Raw genomic sequence first — 5,943 nt, 5'->3', positions numbered from 1 at the left:
ATATTAGTCGCGGGTGGGCAATCCGAGACAAAAAACGGACATGGAGGCAAGCATAAGACTACTGCCAAAGTAGCAGCAGCCTGTGAGATGTCAACCCACCGAGGAGCTACGGCTTAGTAGGAATCCCCGTGCCTTTAGGCCGGGGAGGATGTCAAAGAAAGGAAAATCAATGTAAAAGAGACCAAATTGATTAATAAGAATTTTTGCTTATGCTAATCATTAGAAACTTAAAAAGTGCAAAACCAATAATCATTTTTCAAATTAAGAATCCCCAGGTACTTGCGCCTGGGGAATATATCAAAAATTATTTGTAAAATCCTATTAAGTAATTAGATATTTCTGAAGAGCGATCGCTCTGTGCTTTCTAGAAAGGTTCTGTTTTTAACTGTTTTGACTCTGGAAAATTATCAATCATTTCTTTTAATTCTTCTTTTCCAGACCAAGCATTTTGATTTTTATATATTGTTGATATTGATTCATAGAAATTTTTCCAAAGAGGCAAAGTATCAGGATAAGTATTTATAGTTTATTGAAATAACTCTTTCAGTATAAATATACAGTCTATAAGCTGGTTATTTTCTACTGTTTGCTCAAGCAAATATTTAATATCCTCATTTGTCATAATTGGAATAATAGGTCTAATATGTTTTTCTGCATTTTCTCTGCCAGATTTAAAATACTTAGAACGAATAAATATGTCTATATTGAGTTTAACTATTTCCTTAGCAAAAATAGCACTTTCTTTTCTATTAGCTTTTGCTCTCTTTAATGCTTTAACAAAAGCTAAGTGATGTCGTTCATTAAGTTGTCGTTCATTAAGTTGATAATGATTTTTATAAATAGTTATAAGGTCATTTTTAATTTCTGGTAATAAATGAAGCACAAAAATTCCAAAAACTCTATTATAAAATTCTATTTTTTCTTCTTTGAGAAAATACTTAAACTTTTCTTTTATGTTTTCAGGGCAGTCATCCCAAAATTTGTTATCTATATTAAATAGAAAGGCTAAAAGGTGTAGCCTATCATCATCAATTTTACCTAGAATATCTCTGATTTTCTTGCTTTCCAAAGATTCAAAAACATTTCTGTAATCTTTCACTAAGCACTCTATAACCCATATATAATTGTTTATTATCCCTGCTGAATCACCAGGAAAAGGAACTAGAAAGATAACTTTTTTCAAAGAAAGTACAATAAGATTAAGCAAATATTTTTCGGAACCTACTAAGAAATGTCTACTACTTAAGAAGTTTTTCACTCCCTCTAGATCCTCAGGAAAATACAAACTTTCCACATCTCTTTCTAAAGCTTCCCCCGCAGCTTTTCCAATAATAGGAGGTTGACTAAGCAAAACTTCTATGGCAGTTCTAATATGTGTGCGAGCTAATTCTGGAGTAGGTTGAAATAGCAATCCTTCAGAATCTAAAACAGGGTGGGCACAACGATGTCTATCTTGTTGAATCCTATCTAAATGTTCATACTCTAAATTAGTAATAATTTGAACTTTATTACGAGCATTCTTTAAAATTTCTCTTTCCCAACTTGCCACTTGCTTTTTATCAGGATTATTTCTAATTTTATCTATCTCTTCTATATTTTGTTTTGCTGCTTTATCGTGATAAGTCTCAGAAAGAATCCGAAATTTTTGGTACAAATCATATACAATAGCAATCCAAATTGAAACAATAGCAGAACGATAAGCTCCAGCAGAATAAGAGGCAATAGCTTCACCTGCATAGGCACGAATATTATCATCTTGAATTTCTAGTAAAAGTGCTTCTAGATCGGCTAATTGACTATAACTTCTCATTTGATATTTCATTTATCCCCTTCTAACTTCTAAATATTATTTTCAAGTAAATGACTATCTTCAGGATTATAAAAATCAGAAACCCTTACTTTTTTCACTTTCCCCAAAGCAGGAATAATCAATGCTTTTAACTTTTTAGTTTTAACTTCGTAAATTCAATCTTGTATGGCATAAATCATTTTTAAATATTTCTAATCCGCTCAATATCTTGCAAAAATTCCTCCCGCGTTACTCCCTTGAGTAGCTCTTCTCGTTCCTTAGTATAATCACCATTTCCCCATCCTATTTGTTGTAAATTTGATGGTATTAATCTGACCCAAATTATCTACTAAAATGTGATAACTTTTTCTTCTAAGTTCAATTGGTGTGATTTCCAGTTTCTCCTTCTTCTTCAAAAGTATTCATTAACCAATTAACAGGATTACTTAATTTTATTTGGAGCAATTTATGATAGTTATTTGCCTTTTTAAGTAAGCGGTTGTCAAGGGTTGTTCTTACCAACTGCTTCTCCTTTAACTTTTGAATTTTAACTTCCGGGTAGCAGCACTAGGAATTACAATTCCAATTTATTTATAATCCTAAACAATAACGTACTGCTGTTTCAATTTCTTTCATTTTATCATCAGATAATTTTCCTACTGGTTGCTCAGAAAACCTACTTCCATCTAAAGAACGAATTTGAAAACAAAGAAAAACTGTTTCTAAAGGTAATCCACTTTCATCGGATGAAACTCTAACATTAGTCGGAAAATCCCGTTGAATATTTTCGCTTTTTGTTCCTACAACTAGCGTGGCAACTAATGGCAATTTATTAATAGTATTAATAGACAAAACTAGAACAAGTATAGCACCAGATTGTTCTCTGCCTTTTACCAAAAAATGAGGTTCAAAGCCTGCACTTTTAAGGGGATGAAAAAAATATCCGATTCAGTATTTCAAGCATCAGACTTTAGTCTGAGGTTCACTGATAACTGATAACTGATAACTGATAACTGAAATGACCGGACTAAGATTTACAAAATAGATTTCTCCTATTTAAATACTCACAATTAATCAATTCCATCCATTTCAGTAATTATAAATTCTTGGTCAATTAAAGCTATTTATCTTTGAATATATGGATCATTTGCCATTAGTTCAATCTGATTTTCTATGTTATACTTTTAAAGTTCAAGTATTTGAGTTGATTTTTGCTTGACTTTTTCAGTTAAACGGTTAATTCAGCAATTAACAATGAACAATTAATAATTAATAATTACCCCTTCTTAAAACGGATAGGATTGAGTCAAAGGAAAATTTTTGATTTATCCCCTATCCAAGGGGAGGCTTTAAGGCGTGAATTGTTGAATGAATAATTAATTGACTATCAACTCTTAATTATTAATTATTAATTATTAACTATTAATTATTAATTATTCGGTAACCATTTTTGTTCATCTAGAGATAAATAATTAATTGCTTGTTCAATTTCCAATAATTTGTTAGACATAAGTTTCTTTTTGAGGAATTATCATCTTAATTATAACTATATTAATCTTTTCATAACTACTATATAAGAATCAATTTTAATAAAATATCGCGATGCCTAAAATAAAAATATTACAAGAGGATAAATCTTATACTTTTCAGTCTTATTTTGAGTTACCTTATGAAGCTGATGAAATTCTATAGCAATCCGCGCATAGGTTGCGGGTAATCAAAAAGTAGATAAAAAGACCGAAACTCCTACCTGTTCCCTGTTCCCAGTTAAGCGTTCCCTAAAAGCAGTAAGATTTTTATACACAAATAAAATAGGATTGCTATAGCAGAGTTAAATTATTCATTAGTTAAATCTCGTTTATCTTTACCAAAGACAACAAAAGCATTAGAAAATTTTATTGGACATACAGAATAAACTAGAGGATATTTTACCTTTTGTGAATCTAAGTAATGAAACTGCTAGACGAGAAATTTTAGTCTCTCCAATTTTATTGGAAATTGTTCATTTTTGTCATTGTCAGTTAAGAATTGAATATCCTTTGAAAGTTAATGATTGGTTAAAAGGTAGTTTAGATTATTTATTACGTTCTACAAATGATTTATTAGTTATTGAGGCAAAAAATGATGACTTAACTAGAGGTTTTACTCAGTTAGCCGTAGAGTTAATTGCATTAGCTGAAGTCGAAAAAAACAATATTTTCTATGGTGCAGTAACAATGGGAGATGTGTGGCGTTTTGGGAAATTAAATAAAAAGGACCAACAAATTACACAAGATATTAATTTATTTAAAATACCAGACGATCTCAAAGATTTAGGTGAAGTTTTAGTAGGTATTTTGGAAGGAGTAGAAAATTAAGTAGTGGTTCATGGTAATGGCAGGGAGTGTGGGAAGTGTGGGGGGTGTGGGGAGTGTGGGAAGAAAAAAAAATATATATCTTCACCACTATGCTAGCAGAACAACCGAAAATTAAAATAAAGAGTAAATAGGGTGAAATAATTGATGATTTCTGTAGGATAATTGATTTTCTTATTATTCTAGCAATGCAAAAACTATTTTGAGTGTAATTAGTTCAATTAGCGGTTAATATTAAGTCAATTGTTTATTAGACATCTCCAGAAAAGAGGGAGTAGGTCGGAGAGAGTAGGGAGTAGGCGGAAATAATTGACTGTTTCTTCTCGATAATTGATCTAATTTTTTATTTTTGGAGATGTCTATTTATCTAAAAAACTCATCTCTTTCCTCGAAATAAATGATTATGTTCAGGATTATAAAGACCAGAACGCCCTATTTTTTCCACCTTCTCCAAAGTAGGACTAATCACATAAAGCGTTGTTCTAACTAACTCTTTCTCCTCAGTTACAACAGCCATCTTCTCCAAAGGTACAACCCAAATTTCCTCATCAGGCCATCCCAACCGATAACATATAGCCACAGGTATCTGATCAGAATAATGTTCCATCAACTTTTCTTGTGCTTCCCACACATGACGGGCGCTCAAATACAAACATAAACTCGCCCCATGAGCTGCCAAACTACCCAACTCTTCTCGTGAAGGAACTCCTGTTGCTTTCCCACTAATTCTCGTTAAAATAATCGTTTGTACCAACCCAGGTACAGTCAACTCCACCTTTAACTTAGCTGCTGCATCCTGAAACGCACTAATTCCCGGCACAATTTCAAAATCAATTCCCGCTTCAGCTAAAAGTTGCATTTGTTCATAAACCGCCCCATACAAACTAGGGTCTCCAGAATGAAGGCGTACCACACAAAGACCTTTTCTCACTCGGTCAATCATTACAGGCAAAATTTCTTCCAAAGTTTTATTAGCTGTTCCAATAATCTCAGCATCAGAACGCACATTCCGTAACATTTGCTTGGGTACCAAAGAATCTGCATATAAAATTACATCTGCTGTAGACAAGATTTTGTCAGCCTTCAGCGTCAATAGGTCGGGGTCACCTGGACCTGCTCCTACAATGTAAACTGCTGGTGTAAGACTTTCGGTATTTTTCATTTTCAATTAATCAAAAAATTTGTAGTGGTGTAGCGCTACGCACAAGGCAAAAGTTACTCATGCAAAAGAATCATGCATAGATTTATACAAATTAAAAAATGGCTTGTTAATCAATGCTGACCTCAACGGCAGTTACAATACCCATACGAAAGGCAGTTCCAATTGCTTATGCTCATCGAATATAGAGGGAGTAATCCCACTCAGGATAACACCCGGAAAAGTGAGTTTATAGATAAATATTTGTCTATAAACCTAAAAATGACGTGAGGAAGTTAGCCAGCCAGTTTTAACGGCTGCTTGAATAACGACACGCGGGTAATAAAGCGGAGCAAAGGTGTGTTATGATAGTAGATTGCAAGTAAGAACAAGGTTTGTCGCCATGACATGACCGCTAGTACGGTGAGATTCGGGCCTACAGTATAAGGGGAATTAATTTCCTACGACGGCTCAAAGCAAGTAATGCAGCTAGAGCAGCGAGAAGATTGCTCTAACCAGTGCGAGTAAAACCACTCTGAAATGTAAGCTCACAGCTAGATAATGATCTATGCCGAGGAGTCTAGAAGTCTGCCCTTCAGGCTTTAAGCAAATGTGGATTTATCCCCTAAGCGGTAGATTTACTACAGAATCCAGGGTGTTTC

At 33.3% G+C, this 5,943-nt stretch carries 6 protein-coding genes; 1 reads left to right on the top strand and 5 read right to left on the bottom strand.

The genetic code is table 11. The annotated features are described in order from the left end of the window. Positions 1 to 364 precede the first annotated feature (364 nt). From F6K22_RS28695 to F6K22_RS28675, 4 genes are all read right to left on the bottom strand, one after another. Entirely contained in the window at positions 365 to 502 is a 138-nt protein-coding gene (locus tag F6K22_RS28695; RefSeq protein ID WP_293105920.1) for a hypothetical protein, read from the bottom strand. A gap of 24 nt (positions 503 to 526) precedes the next feature. Next, positions 527 to 1,822 (bottom strand): hypothetical protein, encoded by a 1,296-nt coding sequence (locus F6K22_RS28690; protein WP_293105918.1) that lies wholly within the window; start codon positions 1,820 to 1,822, stop codon positions 527 to 529. Between the two features lie 345 nt (positions 1,823 to 2,167). Continuing rightward, positions 2,168 to 2,311, bottom strand: coding sequence for a hypothetical protein (locus F6K22_RS28680; RefSeq protein WP_293105922.1), 144 nt, complete (start codon positions 2,309 to 2,311; stop codon positions 2,168 to 2,170). Between the two features lie 69 nt (positions 2,312 to 2,380). Beyond that, positions 2,381 to 2,686, bottom strand: coding sequence for a type II toxin-antitoxin system PemK/MazF family toxin (locus tag F6K22_RS28675; RefSeq protein ID WP_293105916.1), 306 nt, complete (start codon positions 2,684 to 2,686; stop codon positions 2,381 to 2,383). 1,001 nt (positions 2,687 to 3,687) lie between these two features. Here F6K22_RS28675 and F6K22_RS28670 point away from each other — a divergent pair. Then, positions 3,688 to 4,146 (top strand): hypothetical protein, encoded by a 459-nt coding sequence (locus F6K22_RS28670; RefSeq protein ID WP_293105914.1) that lies wholly within the window; start codon positions 3,688 to 3,690, stop codon positions 4,144 to 4,146. Positions 4,147 to 4,519: 373 nt separating this feature from the next. Here F6K22_RS28670 and cobM read toward each other — a convergent pair whose 3' ends face one another. Next, complete coding sequence (gene cobM / locus F6K22_RS28665; protein WP_293105912.1) at positions 4,520 to 5,305, bottom strand: precorrin-4 C(11)-methyltransferase; 786 nt, start codon at positions 5,303 to 5,305, stop codon at positions 4,520 to 4,522. Positions 5,306 to 5,943: the final 638 nt, after the last annotated feature.

This window comes from Okeania sp. SIO2F4, assembly GCF_010672385.1.
GTDB lineage: Bacteria > Cyanobacteriota > Cyanobacteriia > Cyanobacteriales > Microcoleaceae > Trichodesmium.
This window is presented reverse-complemented; position numbering and strand designations above follow the sequence as displayed.

Bases quoted from the DNA above. Each gene is read 5' to 3' on its own strand.
- F6K22_RS28690 (WP_293105918.1), bottom strand. From the start codon at position 1,822: ATGAAATATCAAATGAGAAGTTATAGTCAATTAGCCGATCTAGAAGCA.
- cobM (WP_293105912.1), bottom strand. From the start codon at position 5,305: ATGAAAAATACCGAAAGTCTTACACCAGCAGTTTACATTGTAGGAGCA.